At 59.0% G+C, this 22,372-nt stretch carries 23 protein-coding genes and 1 tRNA gene; 11 read left to right on the forward strand and 13 right to left on the reverse strand.

Annotation, left to right across the window (positions count from 1 at the left end; all coding sequences use genetic code 11):
* Positions 1–155: 155 nt before the first annotated feature.
* Together rpmA and rplU are read right to left on the reverse strand one after the other, a co-directional pair.
* Complete coding sequence (rpmA, locus tag J0I47_RS09190; protein WP_294046567.1) at positions 156–425, reverse strand: 50S ribosomal protein L27; 270 nt, start codon at positions 423–425, stop codon at positions 156–158.
* Positions 426–437: 12 nt separating this feature from the next.
* Positions 438–812, reverse strand: a complete 375-nt coding sequence (gene rplU, locus J0I47_RS09195) for a 50S ribosomal protein L21 (protein WP_294046731.1) — start codon at positions 810–812, stop codon at positions 438–440.
* A 279-nt stretch (positions 813–1,091) separates the two neighbouring features.
* Between rplU and J0I47_RS09200 the strand changes: the two genes are divergently transcribed.
* Complete coding sequence (locus J0I47_RS09200) at positions 1,092–3,677, forward strand: TonB-dependent receptor (protein ID WP_294046568.1); 2,586 nt, start codon at positions 1,092–1,094, stop codon at positions 3,675–3,677.
* Between the two features lie 216 nt (positions 3,678–3,893).
* Here J0I47_RS09200 and hspQ read toward each other — a convergent pair whose 3' ends face one another.
* A complete protein-coding gene (gene hspQ / locus J0I47_RS09205) occupies positions 3,894–4,274 on the reverse strand; it encodes a heat shock protein HspQ (RefSeq protein ID WP_294046570.1) in 381 nt (126 codons plus the stop codon).
* Positions 4,275–4,407: 133 nt separating this feature from the next.
* On the opposite strand from hspQ, the gene J0I47_RS09210 reads away from it, so the two are divergent.
* The 3 genes from J0I47_RS09210 to J0I47_RS09220 all read left to right on the forward strand — a co-directional run bounded on the left by J0I47_RS09210 (position 4,408) and on the right by J0I47_RS09220 (position 6,667).
* Positions 4,408–4,497 (forward strand) — tRNA-Ser (locus J0I47_RS09210).
* Between the two features lie 182 nt (positions 4,498–4,679).
* Positions 4,680–6,029, forward strand: a complete 1,350-nt coding sequence (locus tag J0I47_RS09215) for an integrase arm-type DNA-binding domain-containing protein (protein ID WP_294046572.1) — start codon at positions 4,680–4,682, stop codon at positions 6,027–6,029.
* Between the two features lie 131 nt (positions 6,030–6,160).
* A complete protein-coding gene (locus tag J0I47_RS09220; protein WP_294046574.1) occupies positions 6,161–6,667 on the forward strand; it encodes a hypothetical protein in 507 nt (168 codons plus the stop codon).
* Positions 6,668–7,048: 381 nt separating this feature from the next.
* Here J0I47_RS09220 and J0I47_RS09225 read toward each other — a convergent pair whose 3' ends face one another.
* Positions 7,049–7,492 (reverse strand): MucR family transcriptional regulator, encoded by a 444-nt coding sequence (locus tag J0I47_RS09225; RefSeq protein WP_294046576.1) that lies wholly within the window; start codon positions 7,490–7,492, stop codon positions 7,049–7,051.
* A gap of 873 nt (positions 7,493–8,365) precedes the next feature.
* On the opposite strand from J0I47_RS09225, the gene J0I47_RS09230 reads away from it, so the two are divergent.
* Positions 8,366–9,040: a hypothetical protein gene (locus tag J0I47_RS09230; protein WP_294046577.1), complete on the forward strand. Its 675-nt coding sequence runs from the start codon at positions 8,366–8,368 to the stop codon at positions 9,038–9,040.
* Here J0I47_RS09230 and J0I47_RS09235 read toward each other — a convergent pair.
* Both J0I47_RS09235 and J0I47_RS09240 read right to left on the reverse strand, forming a co-directional pair.
* Positions 9,032–10,354: a hypothetical protein gene (locus tag J0I47_RS09235; protein ID WP_294046579.1), complete on the reverse strand. Its 1,323-nt coding sequence runs from the start codon at positions 10,352–10,354 to the stop codon at positions 9,032–9,034. The genes J0I47_RS09230 and J0I47_RS09235 overlap by 9 nt on opposite strands.
* Before the next feature lie 76 nt (positions 10,355–10,430).
* A complete protein-coding gene (locus tag J0I47_RS09240) occupies positions 10,431–10,895 on the reverse strand; it encodes a hypothetical protein (RefSeq protein WP_294046580.1) in 465 nt (154 codons plus the stop codon).
* Between the two features lie 158 nt (positions 10,896–11,053).
* On the opposite strand from J0I47_RS09240, the gene J0I47_RS09245 reads away from it, so the two are divergent.
* From J0I47_RS09245 to J0I47_RS09255, 3 genes are all read left to right on the forward strand, one after another.
* Positions 11,054–12,979 (forward strand): RiPP maturation radical SAM C-methyltransferase, encoded by a 1,926-nt coding sequence (locus J0I47_RS09245; protein WP_294046582.1) that lies wholly within the window; start codon positions 11,054–11,056, stop codon positions 12,977–12,979.
* A 415-nt stretch (positions 12,980–13,394) separates the two neighbouring features.
* A complete protein-coding gene (locus J0I47_RS09250; RefSeq protein WP_294046584.1) occupies positions 13,395–14,030 on the forward strand; it encodes a hypothetical protein in 636 nt (211 codons plus the stop codon).
* Positions 14,027–14,737 carry an ABC transporter ATP-binding protein gene (locus tag J0I47_RS09255; RefSeq protein ID WP_294046586.1) on the forward strand — a complete coding sequence of 237 codons (711 nt, stop codon included), beginning with the start codon at positions 14,027–14,029 and terminating at the stop codon, positions 14,735–14,737. Before J0I47_RS09250 ends, J0I47_RS09255 begins: the two co-directional genes overlap by 4 nt.
* 24 nt (positions 14,738–14,761) lie before the next feature.
* Here the strand turns inward: J0I47_RS09255 and J0I47_RS09260 are convergent, their stop codons facing one another.
* The 4 genes from J0I47_RS09260 to J0I47_RS09275 are packed head-to-tail and all read right to left on the reverse strand — an operon-like array spanning position 14,762 to position 16,659.
* Positions 14,762–15,310: a winged helix DNA-binding protein gene (locus J0I47_RS09260; protein WP_294046587.1), complete on the reverse strand. Its 549-nt coding sequence runs from the start codon at positions 15,308–15,310 to the stop codon at positions 14,762–14,764.
* 12 nt (positions 15,311–15,322) lie between these two features.
* On the reverse strand, positions 15,323–15,751 hold the full coding sequence (locus J0I47_RS09265) for a hypothetical protein (RefSeq protein ID WP_294046589.1): 429 nt from the start codon (positions 15,749–15,751) through the stop codon (positions 15,323–15,325).
* Positions 15,752–15,793: 42 nt separating this feature from the next.
* On the reverse strand, positions 15,794–16,147 hold the full coding sequence (locus tag J0I47_RS09270) for a hypothetical protein (RefSeq protein WP_294046591.1): 354 nt from the start codon (positions 16,145–16,147) through the stop codon (positions 15,794–15,796).
* Positions 16,148–16,200: 53 nt separating this feature from the next.
* Entirely contained in the window at positions 16,201–16,659 is a 459-nt protein-coding gene (locus tag J0I47_RS09275; protein WP_294046593.1) for a helix-turn-helix transcriptional regulator, read from the reverse strand.
* Between the two features lie 410 nt (positions 16,660–17,069).
* Here J0I47_RS09275 and J0I47_RS09280 point away from each other — a divergent pair, with 410 nt between their 5' ends.
* Positions 17,070–17,318: a hypothetical protein gene (locus J0I47_RS09280; protein ID WP_294046595.1), complete on the forward strand. Its 249-nt coding sequence runs from the start codon at positions 17,070–17,072 to the stop codon at positions 17,316–17,318.
* 423 nt (positions 17,319–17,741) lie between these two features.
* Here the strand turns inward: J0I47_RS09280 and J0I47_RS09285 are convergent, their stop codons facing one another.
* From J0I47_RS09285 to J0I47_RS09295, 3 genes are read right to left on the reverse strand one after another with little or no spacing between them, the layout of a single operon-like run.
* On the reverse strand, positions 17,742–18,716 hold the full coding sequence (locus tag J0I47_RS09285; protein ID WP_294046597.1) for a hypothetical protein: 975 nt from the start codon (positions 18,714–18,716) through the stop codon (positions 17,742–17,744).
* A complete protein-coding gene (locus J0I47_RS09290) occupies positions 18,713–19,879 on the reverse strand; it encodes a hypothetical protein (RefSeq protein WP_294046599.1) in 1,167 nt (388 codons plus the stop codon). Before J0I47_RS09290 ends, J0I47_RS09285 begins: the two co-directional genes overlap by 4 nt.
* A gap of 59 nt (positions 19,880–19,938) precedes the next feature.
* Complete coding sequence (locus J0I47_RS09295; protein WP_294046601.1) at positions 19,939–20,277, reverse strand: hypothetical protein; 339 nt, start codon at positions 20,275–20,277, stop codon at positions 19,939–19,941.
* A 133-nt stretch (positions 20,278–20,410) separates the two neighbouring features.
* Between J0I47_RS09295 and J0I47_RS09300 the strand changes: the two genes are divergently transcribed.
* Both J0I47_RS09300 and J0I47_RS09305 read left to right on the forward strand, forming a co-directional pair.
* Positions 20,411–21,109, forward strand: a complete 699-nt coding sequence (locus tag J0I47_RS09300) for a phytanoyl-CoA dioxygenase family protein (protein ID WP_294046602.1) — start codon at positions 20,411–20,413, stop codon at positions 21,107–21,109.
* Positions 21,099–22,340: a hypothetical protein gene (locus tag J0I47_RS09305; RefSeq protein ID WP_294046604.1), complete on the forward strand. Its 1,242-nt coding sequence runs from the start codon at positions 21,099–21,101 to the stop codon at positions 22,338–22,340. The genes J0I47_RS09300 and J0I47_RS09305 overlap by 11 nt, the downstream gene beginning before the upstream one ends.
* The last annotated feature ends 32 nt before the right edge of the window (positions 22,341–22,372 follow it).

Raw genomic sequence — 22,372 nt, forward strand, 5'->3', positions numbered from 1 at the left:
TATGCGCCGCTCGCACGCCGATGTGACGGTCGCGCGACGCCTGAGGGGGAGGGAGCAAGAAAAAAGGGAGCCGGGGCGACCCGTCTCCCTTTTTGATGGTCTTCTTGCGAAGACTTCGGGTCGCCCTGGTGGGCAACCCGGACGGTTACCCGATGTTATTCTGCGGCTTGCGCCATAATGTCTACCGAGCAGAACTTTCGGCCGAGCTTGCCGTCGTGGAACACCACGCGGCCGTCGACGAGCGCGAACAGGGTATGGTCCTTGCCCATGCCCACGTTGCGACCCGGATAGAATTTGGTCCCGCGCTGACGCACGAGGATATTGCCGGCGACGGCTTCCTGCCCGCCGAACTTCTTCACGCCGAGGCGGCGACCGGCCGAATCGCGACCGTTGCGCGACGAACCGCCTGCTTTCTTATGTGCCATCTCGACTCTTCCTTACGCTTCGGCAGCGGCCGGGGCGTCGCCCTCGGCCTTCTTGGCGGCGGCCTTCTTCGGCGCTGCCTTCTTCTCGGCGGCGCCGATCGACACAATCTTCAGGATCGTGTGGTTCTGGCGGTGGCCGTTGCGGCGACGATAGTTATGACGACGGCGCTTCTTGAAGACGATGACCTTCTCGCCCTTCGCCTGCGCGATGATCTCGGCCGCGACCGTCAGCCCGTCGACGCTCTTCAGCTCCGAGCCTTCGCCCGCGAGCAGGACGTCACCCAGCGTCACCGACGCGCCGGCTTCTCCGTCGATCTTCTCGACGACGATCTTGTCTCCGGCGGCGACGCGATATTGCTTGCCGCCCGTGCGCACGACTGCGAACATGGCCCTCATCACTTTTCGAATGTACGAACCCCGGCAAGCACAGCCTGCCCGGGAAAGAGGGGCCAGCTAGGCGAACCGGCGCAGCGTGTCAACCGCGCGAGGCCATATCGTCGTGCGGCGACAGGATGTTGCCCTAACGCCACACCCCGGCGCACTATTGTGCAAGCGCAGCATTATGCCGTTGTTACATTACGATGACGCCATATGTTCCTGATCGACGTCGCATCGGGAGGAGGAAGCCCGATGCGACGGACGGTATCGCAACAGGGGGATAGCGACATGAATCGCGCGACCATCATCATCAAATCCATGCTCACCGTTTCGGTGTTCGCGATCGCGGCGCCGGCCTTCGCGCAGGACGCGCCGGCGGATCAGGACCCGGCCAAGGACGTCATCGTCACCGGCTCGCGCATTCCCGGCCGGACCATCGCCGATTCGCCCGTTCCGATCGACGTCATCGGCGGCGATGCACTGAAGAATTCAGGCTATACCGAGACCAGCAAGGTCTTGAACCAGCTCGTCCCGTCGTTCAACTTCCCGCAGCCGTCGCTGACCGACGGCACCGATTCGCTGCGTCCGGCGACGCTGCGCGGGTTGCAGCCCGACCAGACGCTGGTGCTCATCAACGGCAAGCGTCGCCACCAGGCCGCGCTCATTAACCTGAACGGCTCGGTCGGGCGCGGTGCGACGCAGGTTGATCTTAACGAAATCCCGCCGATCGCGATCGACCGCGTCGAGGTGCTGCGCGACGGCGCCTCGTCGCAATATGGTTCCGACGCGATCGCCGGCGTCATCAACATCCAGCTGTCGAAGGCGGTCGGGGTCAGCGGCTCGGTCACCTACGGCAAGTACGACACGACGATGGACGGCGTGTACGACGTGGCCGGAGTCGCGACCACCAACGGCGTGCCGACCGTCGCGACCGCGGGCTCGAACGCGCAGGGCGACATCCTGCAGCTCAACAACGGCAGCGAGCGCAAGCGCCACGACGGCGACACGCTGACGCTGGCGGCGCGCGTCGGCGTGCCGGTCGGCCCCGGCGGCTACCTGACCTTTACCGCGCAGTTCCGCGACCGCGATCCGACCAACCGCTCCGGTCCCGACCCGCGCCGCCAGTATTTCACCGTCGGCGATGCGCGCGAACTGACGATCAATCGCTTCACCCATGGCTATGGCGACGGCAAGGCGACCGACTACAACCTGTTCCTGAACGCGGGGATGGACCTGGGGCCGAACTTCCAGCTCTATACCTTCGGCAGCTACGGCATCCGCGACGGGATCGGCGCCGGCTTCTATCGCCGCTCGGACGACCCGCGTAACCGCGACTGGGCGGCATCGACGACGACGTTCGTGCCCTATTATGCCGACGGCTTCCTGCCCAAGATCTATAGCGAGATCGAAGATGTGTCGGCGGCGGTCGGCGTGAAGGGGACGCTGGGCGAGTGGAACACCGATTTGTCGGTGGTCTATGGCTCGAACCAGCTCAATTACCAGACGATCGACAGCTTCAACACGTCGCTCGGCGGACTGAACTCGCCCAAGCGGTTCGACGCCGGCGGCATCGCGTTCGGCCAGACCACCGCGAACCTCGACGTCAACCGCAAGATCGACGTGGGCGGGCTGTCGAGCCTGGGCATCGCGTTCGGTGGCGAGTGGCGGAACGAGAACTTCAAGATCCGCGCCGGCGACGTGCCCAGCTACGTCAACGGTCCGTATTCGGTGAACGGTGCTGCCGGCGGCGCGCAGGTGTTCCCCGGCTTCCGACCGTCGAACGCCATCGATACCAGCCGCGATAGCTTCGCGGGCTATGCCGAAGTCGATGCCGACGTGACCAAGCAGTTCACGCTACAGGCCGCGGGCCGGTACGAGCATTTCAGCGATTTCGGCAGCACGGTGAACGGCAAGGTCGCGGCGCGGTTCGAGCCGGTCCGCGGTATCGCCGTGCGCGGGTCGATCTCGACCGGCTTCCGCGCGCCGAGCCTCGCGCAGCAATTCTTCGCCACCACCTCGACCAACAGCACGGTGGTCAACGGCGTGTCGCAGCTGATCGAGGTCGGCACCTTCCCGGCGACCAGCCCGGTCGCGACCGCGCTCGGCGGCAAGCAGCTGAAACCGGAAAAGGCGCTCAACCTGGCGGGCGGCCTCGCGCTCAACCCGTTCAGCGGGTTCAGCCTGACGGTCGATTACTACAACATCCGCATCAAGGACCGCGTGACGCTGACCGAAAACCTGACCGGGACCGCGGTGGTGAACCTGCTGACCGGGGCGGGTATCACCAACGTCACTTCGGCGCGGTTCTTCGTCAACGGCGTCGATACGCGCACGCAGGGCGTCGATGTCGTCGCGAGCTATCGCGTGCCCGATTTCGGGTTTGGCAAGATCTCGCTGACCGCCGGCTATAACTATAACGAGACGAAGATCATCCGCCGCGCCGACCTGCCGTCGCTGCCCGGCGTGGTGCTGTTCGGGCGGCAGGAATCGTACCGCCTGACCGACGGCCAGCCGCGCACGAAGATCAACCTGTCGGCGGACTGGGATTACGGCCCGGTTGGCGCCACGGTCCGCACCAACCGCTACGGCACGGTGTGGAGCGCGGCGAGCGGCACCCTGACGGCGCCGCTCGGCACCGTCGCGGGCGACTTCAAGATGACGCCGAAATGGGTGACCGACGTCGAACTGCGCGTCCATCCAGTCAAGGAAATCACGCTGGCGGTGGGTGCGGACAACGTGTTCGACGTCTATCCCGATCGCCTGCCGCTGGGCGGGGCGTTCGCGCCGAACAGCTATTTCCTGCCATATTCGTCGCTGTCGCCGTTCGGCTTCAACGGCCGGTTCCTGTACGGTCGCGTGGCGTTTAATTTCTAAAAGCGGGCGGCCCCGGATTGCGTCAACAATCCGGGGACTCGTCACGTCGGGCAGCGGTGCAGCGCAGCCGCTCCGTCTGACGACGTGCTGCAGCCGAAAAGGGAAAGGGGGCTTATCGGCCCCCTTTTTCGCTATCTGATGATTGCCACTACGCCCCCAGCCGAGTCGCACTACGATTGCGTGCAGACACGCCCACGCAAATCTGCCCGTTCCCGATCAGTGCCGATGCTGCGGCCGCAACGTATACCGCCCGTCTACCAGATCGCTGAACAATCCCGCGATCGCCGGATGGTCGACCGGCTCGTCGCTCTCGTCGTGCAGCAGGTTCTGCTGACTGACATAGGCGACATAGCTCGAATCGGCATTTTCGGCGAGCAGGTGATAGAAGGGCTGGTCCTTGGCCGGACGGATCGCCTCCGGGATCGCCTGATACCATTCCTCGTCGTTGGCGAAGACCGGATCGACGTCGAAGATCACGCCGCGGAAATCGAACATGCGATGGCGCACGACGTCCCCGATCGCGAAGCGCGCGGTGGCGACGGGCGGCATCGGCACGCCGGCGGTGGACTTAATATCGTGGCTTTCGGTACGCGACATGCGATCAATGTAGGGTTTTCGTCGCACCGCACAAGCAGGGTGCTTGCGCGACGCGATGGCCTGCGTTAGAGGCGCCGCCTTCGACCCGCCCTCGCGCCGATCCGGCGTGCATCCGGCGAGGACCTGCCGACGCGGAGAGGTGCCAGAGAGGTCGATTGGGACGGTCTCGAAAACCGTTGTGCGGGTAACCGTACCGTGGGTTCGAATCCCACCCTCTCCGCCATTTCTTGTACCGCAGCGGTTCGTAACAGACCACTGTAGTCGACTTTTTCTCTCTGAAATCTGACACTTGCTCGATCAGCTCGGCCATGGCCGTTCGCACCCGTTCGCACCCATTCGGCGAATCGGCGGTGCTCATGCGTGGTACGCGCGGTCAAAATACATGGTACTTTCGGGAGAAAGACATTGCTGACCGATACGAAGGCGCGGACCGCGAAGCCGCGCGACAAAGCTTATAAACTCACCGACTCAAACTGCCTCTACCTCCTCGTCACGCCAAGCGGCGGCAAACTTTGGCGCTGGAACTACAAATACGAAGGCAAGCAGAAGGCCATGGCTTTCGGGAGCTATCCGACGGTGGGGCTGACCGATGCCCGGTTCAAGCGAGACGAGGCACATGCGCTTTGGGTTGAGGGCCATGATCCCGGCGTCGTGAAGAAGTTGCGGATCGAGGAAAATCTCGAAGCGGGCCGGCGAACCTTCGAACGTACAGCGCGCCTTTGGCACGACAATGCCAAGTCGCAGTGGGCAAAGCGTCACGCCAACGACATTCTGCGCAGTCTCGAACGAGACGTGTTTCCAGAAATCGGTGCATTGCCAATCGCTCAGCTTACACCTCCGCTGATCCTCGCAGCGTTGCGCGAGGTTGAAGCGCGTGGGTCGATCGAGACGGCGAAGCGGATCCGGCAGCGAATCGAGGCCGTTTTCGATTACGCCATTGCCGAGGGGTTCGCGGACAAGAACCCTGCCGAGAGGTTGGGGGCGGTCCTAAAGCCGCTGCGTCGCGGCAGACAGCCCGCGATCACTGATCTCGTGCCGCTGCAAAAGATGATCCTCGCGGCGGAAGAGGATTTCGCCCGGCCGGTTACGCGACTTGGACTGCGCCTGCTGGCCCTGACGTCAGTTCGCCCTAATGAGTTACGCGGGGCGTGTTGGTACGAGTTCGAGGAGCTGAATGGCAAGGAACCGCTCTGGCGGATTCCGGCCGCGCGAATGAAGGGCGATCTTGATCGCAAGGAAGAAGCCGACGGCGACCATCTCGTCCCCTTGACGCCGCAGGCGGTGGACGTCCTGCGAGCGCTTTGGCCGCTGACGGGGGAGGGGGATCTGTTGTTTCCCAGTTGCCGCAAGCCAGATCGGCCGATGAGCGAAAACGCGATCGGCTTTCTTCTTCACCGCGCCGGGTATCACGGCCATCATGTCCCCCACGGTTTTCGCGCCGCTTTCTCGACGATCATGAACGAATGGGCCGAACGCAAAGGCAAGGAGGGCGATCGCGCGATTATCGATCTGATGCTCGCGCACGTGCCTAGGGAGAAGGTGGAGGGTGCCTATAACCGCGCGCGCTACATGCCACGCCGGCGTGAGCTAGCCGGGATCTGGGCCGACATGCTGACCGAGGGTATGCCGTCGCCGATGGTCCTCGTGCAGAGGCCCACGCGACCGCTCGGTCCAAGCCCGCGCCGGTTCAGGCCTCTACCCGTCGAAGCTGCGTTCCGCTTTCCGACAAGAGTCGTGCGGCGCAGCGCTGAATGAATGTGCTAGGTGCGCCGTGTCCACTGGGCGCGGCGTTCAAGCGCGTCGATTAAGCTTTCTGTCCAGGGTTTGCGCGGAGGCTAGCCTTGGGCGGCCGCTACGCGGTGACAACGGTATCGCGTCCGCGCGACGTGGACCGGATCGTCGCCGGACGTTTTGAGGATACAAACCGCCTCTTCGTTCCACCGCAGCATTATGACGTTCGAGTGGATGCCGACGGAACGCCCGAGGTATGGGCAGAGCATATCGCTGCGCTGCTTGCGCCGACGTTCGACCCGAAGCGGCCGACCGCGCTTTTCGTGGGCCGTTACCAGCCATTCCACGATGGCCATCGTGCGCTGGTCTTCAAAGATCTCCAGCGCGTCGGGCAAGCGTGCATAACGGTCCGCAATACGGAAGGCACATCGCCCAGTGATCCATTTGGCTTCGAGTATGTGAAGGCTCGCATTGAGACCGACCTCCGCGACTATGCAGGCCGCTTCATCGTTGTCCAACTTCCAAACATTGCTGCAATATTCTACGGCCGCGACGCAGGATACCAGGTTGAGCAACCAAGTGTTGATGCTAATATCGCCGCTCTGTCGGCTACAGAAGTAAGGCGACAGATGCGGCTTCAAACAGCCGTGCCGTCGACGTGAGATCAACCCGACAGGCGGCAGTATCGAATATTCTACATTCCGAATATAGGGAAAGACTTGATATTTAAACGCGACGCAGCTTGCGCTAGAAGACGAAAATCCTGCAATATTGACGAATTATCTTCACTGTGCGCTCATATGTGCCGACGTTGTCAGCTGTCTATACTAATACCGTTGTGGAAATCAACTACCTAATCGAGGCCGCAACCACCGAGTGTGGCTCTATTGAAAGTACCTGCTCCAAGCGCACGGCGCACTGGACGGCGCGCCTTCAACTGTTTCTTTACCGTGCCACGTTAGCAGCGTAGGTGATCATGGTCGAGCTTCGTCCGGCCGGCAAATCCGCTCTGCGAGATTTGCGCAACTGCCAGATGCGGTCGCTCACTTCGTCTTAGACTTCAGGGTTTGGCCCGGCTTGCGACCGAGACCAATCTTTTTCGCCATAGCGCGTCGCGTCTCGCTGTAGGTCGGTGCAACCATTGGATAATCGACTTTGAGATTGTAGCGCTCACGATATTGGTCAGGTGTGAGGCCGTGCGTGGATAGATGGCGGCGCAACGTACGATATGGCTTGCCGTCGATCAGACTGATGATGTGGTCACGGGATGCCAGCGACTTGCGGACGCTAACGACCGGCTCGTAGATCGGAGTGCCGCCGACTTCCGCCGCGTCGGCCGACGCCATGGGCGTGATGGCGCCTTGCATCGACTTAAAGAACGCTAGGGCGTCGTCAGCGCTGGCTCGCGTGTTCGGGTTCGCCAGCCATGCAGCGGTCAGCTCCGCGGCGATTTCGATTATGTCAGTGGAGGAGGTATCTTCGGTCATTGTTGGCAATCCCCAGAAATGCGCCAGAGCCAAAGCTGATTATGGCCGGGCCGTCAACGACCATTTGTGTCAGTAGAACCGGCTTGCTTTACGATGGACCCTCCAACCAGATGCTACAACCGGATTGTTTTGCCACCACGCCGATGGTGGTGCGATCACTCGATGTACTTCTTGAGCTTGTTGCTTTGAGGAAGCGGCGAAAAAGTTATGCGCCGATCGGTTGCGAAGTAGGGGCGGTACTGTTGGTCTTGGTCGTGCGGAAGTGAATTATTAGGATTGAAGTAAGCTTCACCCAAGTAGAATCACAAACTGCGGATACGCGAAAAGTAAAATACGAAACTTTCGGCAAAAATAAAAGTTTATCTCGCTAAGCTGGCATTAAGTGCTTGCTGAGCTAGATAATCCATTCATCACGCTTAAATAACGCATCTTACGCTGTACACGAAAGGACCATTACTAGTGATCAGGAATCGAGGAATCAGAAACAATAGAATTAACTGAGCGTAAGCCGGCCAAGCAAGCCTGATATCGCATCGCGGCTAGTGATGTTGGATTGGCATTGGCAAAGATGGAGAGTATCTCGTCGTCTTGCGCGTCCCTCGCCTTACCCGCAGTTGTGGTGGAGAAGGTGTTAGGCGACGTTAGGGCATCATTGGTCAACTGCACAATGGCCACTGCTTTGGACAGAGATTGATGATAGGCAGACACTGCGATGAGCTCCTTGGCAGGGATCCGGCCGTTCTCGCGGCTCAGATCGATCGTGAATTGAGTGAATTGTATCCTAACCGGAACTTTTCGGCGTACCTACACGGTTCGAGCGTTGCAATTGACGACTGGGCGCTAGTACCTCCTGCAGATGTCGATCTGTTTGTAATGGTCCCTCGCCTCGATGCAAAGTTGTTTGACGATATCCGACGCCGTTTCTCCGCGCTCGAAGTCCGAACGTTGCGCATGGTGCCAATCTTTGATGTCGGGCCAGTGGTTTACCCTACGGCAACAGCGCCGTCTCAACTCGCTCTTCAGGTCCAGATCGTAATTGGGCAGGAAATGCTTTCGCCGTTGACCCAAGATAGCCTGCAGCGCGGCGGGTCCTTGATCGGCGGCAACGTGCTGAATGCAGAAAACCGACCATTGTCTCTTAGTTCGATCCAGCGTTGGCTCGGTTGGGATCTGATATTTGCCAGAGCGGTGACCTTAGACAAAACAGCCTTTTTCTGGCGCTGGGTGTCGGATCAAGCGCCGCGTCGGGCCTTCCATCTCATTTCGCTGAGCGAGCCTCGTGCCCGCCAAAAGGCAACCGCATACGCCGCTCGTCGGTTGCTGGAATGGAGCTTCGTCCTGCAACCGGTATTGGGCTCAAATGGTCGGCACGTCCCGCCTCCAACAGCGCTGGTTGACCTCGCCATGGCGTGTCAGAGTCCAGATGAATTTGAGCGGGTCTGGGCTGAGAGCGATCAGCTCGAGGGCATTGTCGACGCCTGCCTCAGCGAAAACCGAGCGCTTTGGGCATGCATACGATCTATCGGACGAAGGCACTATTCACGATAGTTGGGCTGCAGCGAGACACGTGCCGACGCTTTCAGGGTTGAGGGCGAACAGTTCTCGCTTCATCGCTTCGACAGCCCATGCCTCAATGTCATCCGCTGAATCGAAGGACAGCAAAAACGCAGGTAGGTCGATCACTCGATCGGACTCGCTAAAGCTGTCTCTCAATTCCCGGTGCAGCACGGAGTATAGAAAATGAACCCGCTCGCGTGTAGCGACGTCGCTGATGGTCGGGTTTGCGAAATGATAGGTCCGAATCGAATCGAACGCCGCAGTCACCATCTCGCCGGCGCTTTCGAAATCTATTGCAAGTACTTCCCCGTTGCCGCTAGCCAAAAAGTTGGCAAGCTTGGGATCGCCGACGTACAATTTGGCGGCATGAATATGAGCGAGAATATGAAGCGCGCTCTCAAGATGTTCTATCGTGAGTTTGCCGCTTCTCTTGAGATGGAACAAACTCGTTCCATCGACGCGATCCAGTATCATGACATTGCGATCTTCGTATTCGTGAAACGCGTGCATGGCGGGAGCGACGTGCTGTAGATTGTGAACATGCAATAGCCTGAAAAACTGGTGCTCCGTCCGCAACAGGTCCATACCGTCGCGACCATCGGGTAGCGTCATTCCGCACCGGTATCCGACTTTGAGCACACGCTCGGTGCACGTCTCGCTCGACATGTCGAGCGCCGCAAATACCCCGCCTTTGCCGCCATGGCTCATAACCTCGTATATCGGAAAGCCGGCAAGAAGTTGATCGAACGCGGTTCGATCAGGCGGAGCCTCCAGAAACGGGAGAAATGGGTCCTGCAATTCCGCGCGGATCCACTGCGCAGCCCGTGATCTGTCATCCTCGATTTGACGGTTGCCGACGTTAAGCGTCGTGCCGTGAAAACTGCCAAACCGATACGATAGGGGGTAGCCGCCGCCCATCTCGATCGCAAACGGAGGTTTGGGGGAGGTGTAGCGAAACGGGCTAAGCGCCCCTTTCAATTGCATCACTAAGTCATCACTTACTTGATCGGCTCTCAGGTAGGCGACGATGACCTTTCCGACTTGCGACAACCCATACAACCCAGCGTTCATCTTTCTCAGGGCCTTGTCCGTCGCGACATATTTGTAGCTGATGTTGTGCCGCTCAAATATGGGTGACACCGCTTGAAGCGTCCCGACAAAATGTGGCCGACTTGCCGAGATATAGAGCTTCCAGCCCTGCGCTTCGACGGGATCGACGCCGACGAAATGCCACTTCCCGTCAGTAATGAGCGCCGCTCCTGGCGGTGGTGGAATGACGATCGATGTGTAGCGGTCCGAGAGCACCTATGCCTCCAGCGAAATAGCGATATGCCAGCGCATCTTGTGAACACGCCGGCACATCAGGATAGGTCACGGATGATTAGTAGGCGCTTGTCGGGATAAAGATTGTGGTTAGCGTGATCGTCAGCCATGTTGACATTTCTTCGCTGGCTTCGGTCGGCTGAGCCGCAGCGAGATCGGTGCTGTTGGTGATAAAGCCGACGAGAGCTTCAGCGCGCTCGTCATCGCTCACCTTCCCGCGCAATGCCTCGCGAAGCGCTGTGTAACGCGCGGGGTCAGCTCTGATCTCGCTGATTGTCTCAAGTGCCCGGGCGCGCTCGCCTGCGCGTTCTTCAGCAGACAGCTCTTGAAGCGCTGACAGTTTTGCCATTTCCGGTTCCCTTTCGATAAGTGGCGTGTCATCTTGTCCAATCGCTCTGATCGTTAAACTGCGGCGATCGGCGGGTAGATAGTGCCATTGTTGCGTATCAAAGCAATTCGGCCAGCACAGAAAATAGGGTCCGATATGAAGGTAAAAGCACGTGGATTTGAAGGGAACATCCATTCAAAACTGCGCCAATTCCGGAGCAAATAACTCTTAAACTTTCGCGGAGGGTGACCATACTCCTATGCTTGCTGGGGCACAGGGCTTCGCCGGTCGGAAGATGCCACGCCACCTGCATCGGGCAGCGAGTTTGGCAAATAGCTCCGGGAGTTTGAACGGTGATCGACAACACAAATCACAGTCGCGCGACGCCTGGTCCCGTCGCGCTGGTCAGCATGCCGTGGTTCTGGTCCTACATGCCATCCATTCAGCTGGCCATTATCAAGCGGTGCTTAAATGACCTCGGGGTGGAATCGAATGTCTTCGAATTCTATGCCGACTTCGTCAAGCTTACCGGGCAGGCGTTATATACGACGATAGCCAATAGCGAGCCATACTTGGCGGACGGCCTTTTTACACAAGACTATTACGGAGATCGGCGTGAGGCTGAGCCCGGAATGAGCCAGTGCTCCTCCCTCAGCTTGGTCGATGTCGAGTCCGAACTGCGTTTACTCTTTCCGCCCGTGATCGATCGCTTCCTCGACGCTTGTCTGGCGGATACGGATTGGAGTCAGTTTCGCGCGATCTGCTTTTCGCTGACGGCGCAACAGACCGGTGCCTCGATGGCGCTAGCAAAAAGGATTAAGGAGCACTGCCCTGATCAATTCATCGTCGTGGGAGGAGCGGCATGTCACGGTGAGATGGGTGCAGCGCTCCTCGAATTATGTCCCGAGTTCGATGTTGCGGTACAGGGTGAAGCCGAGCACGTGCTGCCTGAGCTTATTCGTGCCCTTGACGGCCAAATGTCTTGGGCAGAAGTGTCAGGCGTTAGCTGGCGAGACGTCCATGGCGAGGTTCGGCGCAATTCCTCGACCAAGCTTCATCAGTTGCGTATCCCGCGGAGCGCGCTGAATTTCGACGCCTACTTTGATCGCATTCGTCGGACTGGGGCGCTGCAGCTGAAGCAAGTTTGGATCCCGTTCGAGAGTAGCCGCGGTTGCTGGTACGGTGAAAAAACGCAGTGCACGTTCTGTGGGCTAAACGAAATTATTCAGTATCGCGAGCGGGACAATGGGGGTCTTTTAGCCGAGCTTGAAAGTTATGAGCGTCGCTATGCCGTAACGAGTTTTTTTGCGGTTGACCTCATCATGCCGCGAAGTTTCTTTAAAGGGTTCCTTCCCGACCTGGAGAAAGCGGGCAAGGATTGGAAAATATTCTACGAGGTCAAGTCGAACATGCGTAGAGAGGAGATCGCACTGTTATCGCGATCTGGGGTGACGTGGATCCAGCCCGGTATAGAGAGCCTCGATGATGACGTGCTGGCCCTCATGCGAAAAGGAGTGAAGGCGGCGCATAACGTGCAGACGCTACGCTTATCGCTCGAGGGAAACGTGGCGGTAAGCTGGAATATCATTTTCGGGTTCCCGGGAGAGAAACCGGAAAGTTACTTTTCGATGGCGGCGCTATTCCCAAGCCTTCACCACCTTGACCCGCCAGGTGGCCTAGGGGTGTTCGAGGTTCACCGGTTCAGCCCGTTTCACGACTCCCCGGAGGCGCTCGGTATTGTCGTAAAGGGCCCTCATCCCAAGTATCGTTCAGTTTTTCCGGTCGACGAGAAATTGCTGAACAGGCTGGTCTACCGTTTCGAATTTGATTTTATCCAGGCGCCGGGCGCAGATTTGGCGCGAGCACATGCGGCGGTCTCAGGAGCCGTCGTTGCGTGGCAGGACGCGCGGCGACGCGGCGCGGCATTTGAGGCGATAGAATTGAGCAGCGGTGAAATGCTTTTGAAGGACTCACGTCATACATCCAGTGCCGTGACGACAAGATTGAGTGCTCACCAATCAGTGTTGCTTGGGTATTTGTTAGAGATGCGAGCAGAAGCTAGGTTGGAAGCCGAATTTGAACGGTTTGCACCATCGGCATATCGCGCTCTCGGTGGTCGTGAAGGGCTGCCGAGACTGCTCGATCGCTGGGAGCGCGATGGCATTGTCCTGAAATTGTCGGGCTACGTGCAGGGGCTCCCGACACTCCAATCAGCGTCGGTTCCTGACGAGTTCTTGTCCCGTTCCCGACCGGCGCCGGTCGAAGAGATCGCCGCTTGATCGCTCATCCGCATCAAGCATGCTTTCTTCTAACGTGAGCGGAAAGGTTTTCGTGCCGCCGACGCCGACCTCCCCGTCGCGCGTTGATCGGGCGATCGTCGGCGCGATCCTTCGGGAAGCCCTCACGATTCCCGTAACAATGGCAGTGTGCTTGGTCGTTTTGCTCGGTACCCTCGCTTGGGGCATCGGCACCGTTAGGCGCTTAGGCAGTGATCGGGCGGCTCTAACCGCGGCTCTCCTCGTGTCGCTTATGGCAACTGTCGTGCACATTTCATGGCGTAGGAGACTGATTGCGCTGCAGGGAGACGGACTTTGTGTGCCAGGTGCCCGGGCACCGGGAGCGTCGCTTCGCTATGTCGGATCCTACCATGTTGCAGGCTTAGTCGGCACGACGCTGTTAGTATCGACGGTTACGTTGGACGGCGAAGGTCTCGCGATCTCGGCTTATCTCGGCAGCGTCGCAATTGTTGAGCTGGCTTGGCTGATGCTGCATGCCATTCGACGGGCAAGAGGCGATGGCGTATGGCGTAAGACATACAGCAGATTTCGCCTACGATCAGGCGGGTTAGCGTGGCGGGTCATCATTCCGGGTGTGGCAGGAGTGAGCGTGCTTACTTTGGCTGTCGCTCATAACAATGCTATGCGAGCGTTCGCCGGTTTTGTCGTATTCGTCGGCTTGATTGCTATCACGCCGGTCAGCGTCAAACTTGTCAATTTCGAGCGCCAGACTGGTCATGGAGCACGCGCTATTGTTGGCCGGCGCCTTGCCGCAGGGTTTTGTCTTGGTGTGGTCTTGAGCCCCTGCATCTTGGTGGACCGACCCGGCGCGATGGTGCTGTACGCCCTATGGGCTGGGGTGATGCTATATCGATGCTGCGAAACCCTAACCTCAATCGTTTTCCCCAAGCCTGTGACCGGCTTCGCTCTCGCAGCCGAAATCCTGCTGGTAGGCGTCGTTGCGGCCCTGTTTCTGCCGCTTGCGCCAATCGCATACGGATGCGTTACCTGGTATCTCGCTCGACGGGCCAACAAAAAGCGTTGGATGTTATGAGCCGCATCGACATTCGTAAGGTCAGCGTGGTTCGAGGCGGAACGCCGGTCGTTCACCGCGCGACATTCGGTGTCGCAGCCAGTACTTGGTTCGGCGTGATCGGTGCAAACGGTTCTGGCAAGACCTCGTTGCTTCGTGCAATCGCCGGACGTCTCGACATTGCCGAGGGTGAATGTGCAATTGCCGGCACAGAGTTGTCGACCGATCGGTTCCGACGCGCGCAATGCATCGGCTTCATGCCAACTATTGAATCGCTACCGACCGTGCTGACTGGAAGGCAGATTCTTCGATTGGCGGCGCCGCGAGGATCTGACGGCCTGCATTCCCTGGGTCCCATCAACGCGGCGCTGCACATTGGCGCGCTCTTGGATCAGCCGGTCGCCCATTTCTCGTCGGGCATGCGTCAGCGACTAGCCATTGCTTGCGCATTCGCGTCGGGTGCCTCTGCGATCATCCTTGACGAACCATTCAACTGGCTTGATCCAGTTGCCGCCTTTGACACCCGTACGGCTTTGGCGGCGATGGTCGCTGCCGGACTGACCCTCGTAACGGCGCTCCATGACATGTCGGTGTTTGCGCGGTGTTGCCACGCCGGTATCGTAATGAGCGATGGTGCCGTCGCCCTAAGCTTGTCCGACAGCGACCTGCGCCACGGCCAGCAGGATCCTGCTGCCTTTGAGGATCGCCTGATTGCTGCGCTGCGGTAAGATGGCCGGTGGCTCGGCACCAGGTCAGCCGCGTGGGCTGAACAGTCCATTTTGATCCGACATGTGATGATCACCTCGTCGCGCATCACCGATGGCGGTTAGCCGCTGCGCGGTGCTGGCCCAAGTTTCCAAGAGGCTGAGGCCCCGATCTGACAGGGCCACGTGTGACCGACGGCGGTCCTCGGCGTCTTCTCGCCGCTTCACCAAACCTTCTCGTTCCAACGCTGCCAAATGTCGCAAAGCGGTGCTGGGCGCGGCGGCGGCGGCGGCGCAAGCACTTGTCACGGACACTACCGCCCCGCACGCTCGAGCGACGTAAAGATCAAGGAGCAGATCCCACGCTGGCTCGCCGAAGAGCTTGGCATGGCCTCCAAACACCGACTCCCGGCTGCGGCGTGCCCGGTAGATCGCTCGGATGTACCCGACCCGGCTGTCGCTGTTGACGTCGTCGGCGCCAGTCGAAAGTGTCGGATTTTGGCAAGCTGAAGCGCCGCATCCGTGCCATTCGACCAACAACGCCTGGATATCATCAAGAAATTGCGGAGCGGTCCGCGACCGGGCGTTATCGTTCATGGGGGTGCTTACTTACGTTGCTGCGACACGAAGGCGGCAGCGTCGTCGATATCGGACAGTACCCCCGCCGACGATCAGCGGAAGCGGTAGCGCGAAAAGCCGCAGGGCCAAGCCATAGGAAAACGGTGGTGTCGAATGTGCCAGCATGACGATCTCCGTCAGCACTGCATCGAGTTGAAACATCGCTGCCCACATCGGCCAGTATCGGTCGGCGGTACAAGCTAGGACGATCAAGGCGATCGCTTCGCACGCGTCGACCGCGAAAAACCAAGCGTCCGTGGTGATGTACAATTGTCCCGAATGCGCTGCTGCAACGTTTGACAATATCATCCCACACAGAATGATAGCGGCGCCCCATCGCTCCGGTTTGCCACCACCGACCAAGGCGAAAACACTGCCCCACAGAAGGCCGGCAAGATAAATATATTGGTAGATCGACATGCCAGCCCGCTTTTACAACCGAGGCGCAAGCGAAGCGCATCGTCAGGCAACCTTATCACGCTTGATCGGCGTGATAACAGCGCCGTGGGGCGTGCCGGGGGCGGGCAGGGGGCACAGTGCGCCGCTGTCTTCCATGACGTTATGCTTCACGGCGCAGTCGACAACCTCGCGATGAGCGCGTGCCAACTCTCCAAGGCCTTCGGTCAGTTTTGCCACGCCTGCGCCTAGTAACTCGACGCCGCGCTGGCATTCTAGATTATGAAACGCATCACTTTGACGTGCTTCGAACATCGCAGTGCCTAAGGCAAAGATGTCGATCATCGTCTTATTGGCGGAGTGCTCTGCCGCGTGAAAAGCAGTAGCGATCTTCTCGGCGTGACGGGTAATTTCGGACATTGTCTTCCTCCACGATGGCAGGCCATCGCGCGCGAGTTTGGGACCAGAGAAGGTCAACGGATACCGAGGGCGATCTCTTGAGCGACCCGCAGTCCGGTTGTCAGCTGAGCAAAGATGAAAATGATCGCAAGTGCTCCCGCCAATATCCAGGCAAGGCGCCTCACGACCGTTAGCTCATTGTTTTCCTTCCCGTTACGAAAGATTGACAGCTCGCTCGCCCATCGGAGAAGCGGGCTTCGCTCCGGAGCGACTGGTGTCATTGACGATATGGAAGAGGCAACCTCTGGCGGTTCCGTAGGTAAATCTACGTAGGCGGGCACCTGTTCAATGACCCGGACAGCTTCGAGGCGGCTACGCGCACCCAATGTTGATATTGCCCGGGCGATGTGCGTATCGACGGTCCTAGGAGAGATACCGAGTTCTCGCGCAATTTCCTTTGACCGCAAGCCTCGCCCCGCCAGCTCAAGGATTTCGCGCTCTCGGGGGCTAAGTTGCTCAATGGGATGCGACATCGTTTCCGTCCGCCGTGATTCGGTTCAGACTAAAGTGGAGGAAATCACGGTTCAATTTGATTATGCTACAGTACGGACGATCAACGCTGATCGCCCTGTCCGGCGCCTCAATTGACCAGCAAGTTGACCGGCAGTGGTGACCTGATCTGTCAATGGTGCACTTCGGGCTGCTTCGGCGGCTCGCCGAATCGCCGCTGCGTGACGATGCGTTGCTGGCCGATCGTTCGGCCGGTCCTGCGCCGCGGTTGACCGTACGGCGTTTGCGGAAATGCAAAGCCTACTCGACACAATCGCGCAGACCGACATCCTCGTGTGACCCTCAGTGCTCGTTGAGCACGTGATCGTCATTGGCGCGACTGCGGCCAGCCCTGCAAAGGCGGCCACATGCTGATCATCGCTGGCCCTAAGTAATGCTGCTGGCTATCGCGACCTCACGCGAACCGGGTGTTGCCAGTCGTCCTACCGTGCAAATCAAGTTACAGAAGCGCAGTGAAAATTTGTCCTTTCATGCGACCTGGGAAAGCGAGCTAAAGTCGTCCGTTCACGCGGACGTTTTTGTCGACGATGTAGCTGCCAGTCGCCGCGCGATCGAGCTCGTCAAGCTTTCCAAGCACGGATCGATGTCCGTACTGACAACAGGTGCGGAACACTTAAACTGAGTAATCGCGCACTTGATCTAACGAGATCACGAAGACATCTGTTATAGGAGCCGGGTGGCTGGCGCGAATGTCCAGGCAGTCGCTAAAGGCGCCAGTACATGCCCTCAAGCATGAGCACAACGCCCGGTCAAATTTGGCGCGTAACGCCAAAGAAAATAGGAGGAGATTTCATGCGAAATGCGACTCTCTACTGTTTAACGTGAATAAACATTAAAGACCTATACAGCTAGGTGGGTCTGGTGACTGCGATCTATAAAAGAGCGATATTTAGGTGGAGATTGATACTACAACAGACTCTTGTCAATTTATGGAATTTATGATTCTGCGCCGGCATGATGTAAAAAACGTTTGAGCTCGTGCTCGCCGTTGACGCAAGATTGCGCCATCAGCCCGAGGCCGGCCACGACGTAGCCACTCAATTAATCATTCGTTCGGCGCACCGGCTTTTTCACTGACCGCCAACCGTGTGCCTCGAGAGAAATCGGTGGACGAAGACACAAGGCGATCGAGCAGCGTTTCGACCGCAATGGCCGCGCGGAAGTTCTTTTCGATGCGGGCCGTGTCGCCTCGCGTTAACGCATCTACACACGCCAGGATTCCGGTCTCGATCAGGTCTTCCTCGACGATGCTGTCCATATTGCGTGCGGCGACGAAATGGGTCTGGCGCGGTACGCCAGTGAACCATTCTCTCGTTTCCAGATCTAATCGAACGCTTTGCCCGCCCGCACGCGCCTCGACCCAAGCATGGCGCATCGGACGGTCAAGCGAACTGGAAATGTAGAGATGGTCTACGCCAATGCGCATCTTGGCGAAAAAGCCGTGATGATTGCGACAGGCGCTCTCGATCACGACTGGACGACGAGTATGGCATCGGTTCCCGCCGAGAAGGCGCAGGCCGAGCGCGATTTGATGGAAGCCCTCATATCCAAAGGCGCCCCTGTCGTTGTCGACGAAGCGACCAATGTCTTTGGTTCTGTCTTTGGCGAAGTCGATCTGCACAACGGTGGGTCCGCCTTCGCGCAGCAGGTTCACGTGCCGCCGATACAGGCTCACGCAGCGTGCGTAGCTGTATTGAGACTGCACCATGATCCTGCCCGATTTGCCGAAAGACGCGAACGAGATAACCTCGCCGGGACGCCCGATAGGCTTTTCCACGATTGCGCCGGCGAGGGGACACCGAGTACGAATGAGTTGGATGTACGCGAGATGTGTCGCTGTTGGTGTGCAGATATGCCAGATGGCGTCGGTAGGTGCGGACTGCAGCGCATCTTCAAGGTCGGTCGCGAAGTCTGGTTCCGCGCTGTCCAATATCGCAACGATCGTACGGCCGGCATTGACGAGCACGCGCTCATGATGGCGTCCAGCGACGCCCGCGCCAATGATCACATGCGCACTCACGCAAACACCAGATAGCGTGCAAACTTTTCGTTCGCCGCGAACACCGCGGGTTGAACTTCAATCTCAGCCCATGACGGCAGTTCAGTCGAGAGGAAGCGGCTGACATGCCGCAGAACTCGCTCCTTGTCGTGCTCTTGATCAGCGAATTGAAGGCGCGTGATGACGCGCCGCCCATGATGCAATTGCACTTGGAATTCTTCGATTGGCAGTCCGAGCCGCATCAGTCCGCTGAGACGCGTTGGCGACATAATTGTCCCGTCGGCAAAATGAAAGAGCGGGACCACGCGTCCGTCGAGGCTCTCGATCCACCGCCATTTGGCGCCACAGGGACATGGCTCGTCGCTGATCCGACCAAAGTCACCGGTCTTATACGACCGGATTGCCAGCGCCGAGTTGAAGTCGTTCGAGACTACAAGCTCACCGGGCACTGCCGGATGGTCATCGCGCACCACGACTTCCGATTCGAAAACATGCATGCGCGTTTCACGACATTCTGAAGCAATTACGCCGGCTTCGGACGTCGCATAGATAGACGTCAGTCGCGAGCGAAACGTCTCTTCCGCGCATCGGCGCAGTTCTTCACTCGTCGCTGCCCCGCCGACGATTAGAAGGCTGTGCTCAGCCATGCGGAACCCGCCAGCTGTAACCAGCGCGGCCAGAACCGAGGGCTTGGTCGACACGATCTCGGGTACGACACTTCCCGCGAGATCGATAAGCGAAGCCAGCTCACATGGTTTGCTGACATCCACCGATAGTCGAGCCACGATACCATTTGAATGGATTGGATCGACGGCAAGCGAGCCGACCTCGTCGGCGAGGTCGGTGATGACCAAGGCAACATAAGGCAGAGGTCCCAAACGGGAGCCAAACGCCATCTGCCAGGCTTTGTGAAACACCGCATATTTTAGATCGAGATAGAAGTCCGCCGCGTAGGGAACGGCGAGTGGCAATCCGGTGGTTCCAGACGTCGTTTTCCACCACGTTTCTCTCTTATCCGCTCCGGCGGTCGTGTCGGACTGCAGAGCGAGCCGGAGATGCGACTTGTCGGTGAGTGTGTTGTTATCGTCGCCAACTGGTGTCCGGACAGCGCGACCATCGAACCGTTCAAGGCGTTGCAGCGCGGTCTCGCGATAGCCCAACAGAAGCAGGTACTCGGTCGCCATGTCCGCAGGAAACCGACGGGTTTCCTGCAGAGCATGTAGCTTCCGAAGCAGGTCGGGACTCAGGCGATGATCCCGCCCGAACTCAGGCGATAGGCCAGCTTGACCTTGGTTGCATCGATGGGGCCGCGTGTGAGGCCCGCGACTTCGTTGATGTGAGAATCGATATTCAGGGCCCGCAGCACCTTCTCGGCAGCGGCTGGCTCCACCCCCGCCTTCCGAGCGACGTCGGCGACAAGCTGGTGGACTGCGTCAGACTTTCCTTTTTCCAAAGCTTCCTCCTGTCGTGACTCGTGGACTTTCACTTTCCACGCGCCACAATCTTGCGAACGAATCGAAATTGAGTCAACGTAGATCGAAATAACGATCGCGAAGAGTGAAATGCCACCACGATTTAACACTCATGGATGGAAACATTCAGAATGGAGTGAATTTGAAAGTCGGGGGGTTATCATTCGTCCGAGTGCGTTTGGCTCAAATGAGGTCGCTGATTTACATTCGATATGTTCGGGTTTCGATCTAATTGCATCGGATATGGCGGGATCTTCCGTTGATGGGGTTTTTCGAAACACCCTGGGATTGAGCCAGCGTTTTGCCGAGCTCGTCTGTGATGAGCGATTGCTCGGACCCGCGTATGATTTTTATGGCGAGCAGACCTCGTTGCATGGCTTCGATGTGTTGGTGCGGCAGCCCGATCGCGTGCGTAGAAGCGCTTGGCATTTCGACGGACCTCGCCGTCTTCCCTACTCTTCGTTCAGTCCGTCGATCCCGCTGGTCTTGAAGATCGGCGTTTGGCTGACAGATGTTGAGACCGCGAAGGCCGGTGCCTACCAGTTTTTACCTGGCAGCCACCGGAGGGCACCGACCGAAATCTACAATCTGGAACAAGACGAGCAGGGGCAGACCGATCTCCTTGTCCGGGCTGGAGACGTGACGATCCATCACTCTGATCTGTGGCATCGCCCCACATCGAGCGGCGATGGCACGCCGCGATACAGCCTCTTCATCACGTACGCACCGTCATGGATCGCGCCACGAGAGACCTTCGCGGAAGTCGATCTGATGGGCAACGATCGCCTTGCGACACTGCTGCGCTGCTACCCCGATCCAACGGCGCGCATAAAGCCGCCGGCGCAAGAGGCGCCCCTTCACCCAGATGCCGATCTCGACTTGCTTCGAGGCGACGCGCTTGGCTCCGCTCCACTGCCGTACTGGATTGATCATGATTCATGACGAACTCGATACACGCCTTTTCCGGGCATCGCCCAACTGGATGGAGCAGATGCTTGGAGTCGATGCGTCGGACACAGACGGCGTTCTGGCGGCGCTGACCGAGCGCTTCAGCCACGAGCAACTGTTGGACGGCGCGCGCGACGTGCTGCGCGCAGGCTCGGAATGGAGGGCAAGCTTCCTGCTGGCCGGGGCGAAAGGAAAGTATCCCATCCTGATGGCGGCGGATCTGCTTTCCCCATCGGCGAGACGTTCGCTTCTTGTCGACATAATCGTGTCCGATTCGCTCTACGTGCCTTTCCCGCTCAGAGCAGCCGCCGGCGCCGCATTGCAGTCGGACGACCTCGGTGATCGAATAACAACCGACGCGCTTCGGGGATGTGCAAACGCCGCTTCTCGACGTCGATACAAGGATTTATCGGCATCGCCGAGCAACGATATCGATCACGATTTCGAAATCCCGGATCGTCGCGACGAGCGCTCGGCTCTGCTCCTCGAGTCCGCTCGCACCGCCATGGTTCGGGATCGAGCGACCGTGTGCCGGCGTCTGCTCGACTTGGGAGAGGACCATCCGCCGATCACCGAATCCTGTGCACCGAAGCACGCATATGTACCGCGCAACGCCGACGAGTTGTTCGCCTCATTCACCGCGCCGGGCCTGCGCTGGCCCGATTTTGTCATCGAGTGGAACGAAATCCTCACGGAAACGCCGCTCGAGCAATACACGACCGCCGAGGTGTTGCGGCTACTCCTGCTGGACCCTGAATATCATTTGCCGGGGCGTAGGCAACGAGCGGTGGCCGACGCGGTGCATCTCAACCTACTTCGGACGTTCCCCGGTGCAACGATCGGCCTGCGCGCGGGCGTTCTCTTTGTCGAACATGGTTTTACCCCAGAAGCATCGTTCTTCATCCTGGGGGAGGGCGCCATCGTTGGTAAAGCCTGCGTGCTGGATGGGACCGGCGTCGTGGTCGTGGAAGACGGCGCGTTTCTTGGCGGCGGTCTATCTCCGATGTTGATCCATACGCATCGACACGTTGCTGGCGGGGGGAGCCGGGAGCGCAAGATGGTGAAGGCGGCTGGTTTCCGCGCAGCGCGGGCGTCGCGTCTCCCCATGGATTTCGTTGGGCTGCTCGAAGTCGATCAACTCGACAGTGACCGTTGGCCCGGTCTCGCCAATATTCCAGTGGTTGCGGTATCTCGGGAAAGCCTTTGGGGATCCACACCGGCCTAGGGTGAGGACAGATCGATGTGATTCGCGATCTG

Origin of the sequence: Sphingomonas sp. (assembly GCF_017304635.1) — a bacterium.
Lineage (GTDB): Bacteria > Pseudomonadota > Alphaproteobacteria > Sphingomonadales > Sphingomonadaceae > Sphingomonas.

Excerpts from the sequence above, each read along its gene's own strand:
- J0I47_RS09260 (WP_294046587.1), bottom strand. The coding sequence starts at position 15,310 with ATGAACGATAACGCCCGGTCGCGGACCGCTCCGCAATTTCTTGATGAT.
- rpmA (WP_294046567.1), bottom strand. The coding sequence starts at position 425 with ATGGCACATAAGAAAGCAGGCGGTTCGTCGCGCAACGGTCGCGATTCG.
- J0I47_RS09300 (WP_294046602.1), top strand. The coding sequence starts at position 20,411 with ATGGCGGGATCTTCCGTTGATGGGGTTTTTCGAAACACCCTGGGATTG.
- J0I47_RS09255 (WP_294046586.1), top strand. The coding sequence starts at position 14,027 with ATGAGCCGCATCGACATTCGTAAGGTCAGCGTGGTTCGAGGCGGAACG.
- rplU (WP_294046731.1), bottom strand. The coding sequence starts at position 812 with ATGTTCGCAGTCGTGCGCACGGGCGGCAAGCAATATCGCGTCGCCGCC.
- J0I47_RS09265 (WP_294046589.1), bottom strand. The coding sequence starts at position 15,751 with ATGTCGATCTACCAATATATTTATCTTGCCGGCCTTCTGTGGGGCAGT.
- J0I47_RS09270 (WP_294046591.1), bottom strand. The coding sequence starts at position 16,147 with ATGTCCGAAATTACCCGTCACGCCGAGAAGATCGCTACTGCTTTTCAC.
- J0I47_RS09275 (WP_294046593.1), bottom strand. The coding sequence starts at position 16,659 with ATGTCGCATCCCATTGAGCAACTTAGCCCCCGAGAGCGCGAAATCCTT.
- J0I47_RS09290 (WP_294046599.1), bottom strand. The coding sequence starts at position 19,879 with ATGGCGACCGAGTACCTGCTTCTGTTGGGCTATCGCGAGACCGCGCTG.
- J0I47_RS09230 (WP_294046577.1), top strand. The coding sequence starts at position 8,366 with ATGGTCCCTCGCCTCGATGCAAAGTTGTTTGACGATATCCGACGCCGT.
- J0I47_RS09200 (WP_294046568.1), top strand. The coding sequence starts at position 1,092 with ATGAATCGCGCGACCATCATCATCAAATCCATGCTCACCGTTTCGGTG.
- hspQ (WP_294046570.1), bottom strand. The coding sequence starts at position 4,274 with ATGTCGCGTACCGAAAGCCACGATATTAAGTCCACCGCCGGCGTGCCG.
- J0I47_RS09280 (WP_294046595.1), top strand. The coding sequence starts at position 17,070 with ATGCTGCTGGCTATCGCGACCTCACGCGAACCGGGTGTTGCCAGTCGT.
- J0I47_RS09225 (WP_294046576.1), bottom strand. The coding sequence starts at position 7,492 with ATGACCGAAGATACCTCCTCCACTGACATAATCGAAATCGCCGCGGAG.
- J0I47_RS09240 (WP_294046580.1), bottom strand. The coding sequence starts at position 10,895 with ATGGATGTTCCCTTCAAATCCACGTGCTTTTACCTTCATATCGGACCC.
- J0I47_RS09305 (WP_294046604.1), top strand. The coding sequence starts at position 21,099 with ATGATTCATGACGAACTCGATACACGCCTTTTCCGGGCATCGCCCAAC.